This window comes from Pengzhenrongella sp. (assembly GCF_036565025.1).
Taxonomy (GTDB): Bacteria; Actinomycetota; Actinomycetes; order Actinomycetales; family Cellulomonadaceae; genus Pengzhenrongella.
In genome coordinates, this window is record NZ_DATCNW010000058.1 from 1 (window position 1) to 2,653 (window position 2,653).

1 protein-coding gene and 1 pseudogene are annotated in these 2,653 nt (G+C 68.7%); both read right to left on the reverse strand.

The window, feature by feature from the left end:
• Positions 1–290: 290 nt before the first annotated feature.
• On the reverse strand, positions 291–2,153 hold the full coding sequence (locus VIM26_RS03065; protein WP_331948855.1) for a potassium transporter Kup: 1,863 nt from the start codon (positions 2,151–2,153) through the stop codon (positions 291–293).
• A 222-nt stretch (positions 2,154–2,375) separates the two neighbouring features.
• Positions 2,376–2,653: pseudogene (locus VIM26_RS03070) on the reverse strand (DNA primase); the annotation flags it as partial.

Below are 2,653 nucleotides of genomic sequence, written 5' to 3' on the forward strand. Positions count from 1 at the left end.
TCGGGCAGCGATACGGGATCTGACGCGCCGCAGTCTGCCTGACCCTGCGTCGAGCCGAGCGATCACCACGGCTGCCAAACCAAGACAGCACCTGGTAGCTCGGCCACCGACCCGTCCCCCTGGCCGAAAATGACCCACGGAAGAGTCAGGAGAGCCGTTGTTGTCGCATTTCCAGCCTGGCGACGACAACAAGTCGCAGTTCGCGGGCCGATCGGCGGCCGTGACCAGCTGAATGATCGGGCGACGCGAGTCTCCGCACGAGACGCACGCACGGATTGAGCAGCAGGCGTTCACACAGCCAGGTTGGCGCCCACGACGATGGTGCGGTCGGGCGGCAGATGGAACACGTCGGTGCGATTCGCCGCGTTGTGGGCCATCCCGACGAACAGTCGCTCCTGCCAGTCCCTCAGCCGGGGGTCACCGCTCGCGTGCAGGGTGAGCACCGAGAGGAAGTAGCGGGCGTCGTCGAGACCCAGGTCGAGCTCGGGGGACTTGCCGATCGCCAGCGCGAGGCCCTTCGGGATGTCCTGGCTGTCGTTGAAGCCCACGCGCACGGTGACGTGCACGATGCCGTCGCCGGCGTGGCCCAGGTCGTCGACCCGCGCGCGATCGACGTGCCGGATGTGCGGCACGTTCTCATTGATGATCTGCACGATCACCACCTGCTCGTGCAGCACGTGGTTGAAGCTCACGTGGGAGCGCAGCGCCAGCGGTGTCGTGGCGCGGTTGGAGTGCGGGAACACCGCGAGACCGGGCACTCGCGGCACGCCGGTCGCCCGGATCATCTCCACGAACTCGTCGAGCGGCCCCTCGAGCTCGGTGCGATGCCTGGCGACGACGGCGGCGCCCTTGCGCCAGGTCATCATGAGCGTGACGACGACGATCGCGATGAGCAGCGGGAGCCAGCCGCCGCTGACGATCTTCGTCAGGTTCGCCGCGAAGAACACGACCTCCAGGCCGCCGACGAAGACGCCGTAGGCGACGATCTTCCACAGCGCCCAGTGCCATACCCGCTTCGCCAGCAGGAGGTAGAGCATGCTCGTCAAGACGAACGTGCCGGTGACGGCCAGGCCGTAGGCCGTGGCGAGCCGGCTCGAGCTCCGGAACACCCCGATCAAGACGATGACCCCGAAGAAGAGGATCCAGTTGACCGCCGGCAGGTAGATCTGGCCGCCCTCCTTGAGCGAGGTGTGCTTGACCGTCAGTCGGGGGAACAGGCCGAGCCGGACGGCCTGCCGCGAGACCGAGAAGGCACCCGAGATCACCGCCTGCGACGCGATGACCGTGGCCACCGTCGCCAGAACCACCAGGGGCAGCCTCGCCCAGGTCGGCGCCAGGTTGAAGAACGGGTTGGCGATCGTGGCGGGGTCGTGCAGGATCATCGCCCCCTGCCCGAAATAGTTCAGCGCCAACGCGGGGAAGACGAGCGCGTACCAGGCGAAACGGATGGGTCGGGCCCCGAAATGCCCCATGTCCGCGTAGAGGGCCTCGGCTCCGGTGATCGTCAGGACGACGGCGCCCATGGCGACGAACGCCGTGAACGGGTGCTCGGCCACGAACGCCAACGCGTAGGTGGGTGACAGCGCGGCGAGGATCTCGGGATACCGGACGATCTGCGGGACTCCCAGGGCGGCGAGCACGACGAACCACAGCGTCATCACCGGCCCGAACAGCCGCCCGACGGTCTCGGTGCCCCACCGTTGGACGACGAACAGCACGGTCAGGACCGCGATCGACACCGGGAGCACCAGGTCCACGAGGGAGGGGTTGACCACGGCGAGGCCCTCGATCGCCGACATGACCGAGATCGCCGGGGTGATGACGCTGTCGCCGTAGAACAGCGCGGCGCCGATCATGCCGAGCACCACGGCGATGGCCATCCGCCTGCGATCGGCGAGCTTCTCGCGCAGCAACGCCAGCAGCGCGAGAATGCCACCCTCGCCGTCGTTGTCGGCGCGCATGATCAGGGCGACGTACTTGATCGACACGACGATCGCGATCGACCAGATGACCATCGAGATCACACCGAACACGTCGACGGGCGTCGGCTTGACGCTGTTGTGGTCGATGCTGAACACGGTCTGCAGCGCGTAGAGCGGGCTCGTCCCGACGTCTCCGAAGACGACCCCGAGAGCTCCTAGCGCGAGCGCCAGTCCCGCGCCCTGCGGAGCGTGCGAACTCGGAGCCGGTCCCTCCTCCGTCGTCGCACGCGGTGTGGAGGAACTACCCGGGGATGGCTCCGCTGCATTGGGGTCGCCACGAGCCTCGGTGGATGTCACCCGGGAATCGTGGCACGCCCACCAACACGCGACCTAATGAACGGCCCGGCAACCTGCCCGACTGCGCCGCCCGACGGCGACCGCTCCCCCGGCGCCTCAGCCGTCCGCGCGCAGGGCCCGACGGCGGTTCTCGCTCGCGATGAGCTCCGCGAACGCCGCCTGGTACGCGTCGGGCTCGCGGTCGGGGTCCATCCGCTGCAGGCGGCCGCGGGCGTCCGCGATCTCCCGGGTCAGCCCCAGGTCGATCAGCGCGCCGACCACGCCGCGCACGTACGTCTCGAGGTAGTCCGGCCGGTCCTCGGGCAGCGGGGTCACCGCGAGCTCGGTCACCAGCGGGCGGACGGGCGCGGCGGTCTCCTCGCTGACCTTCTCCA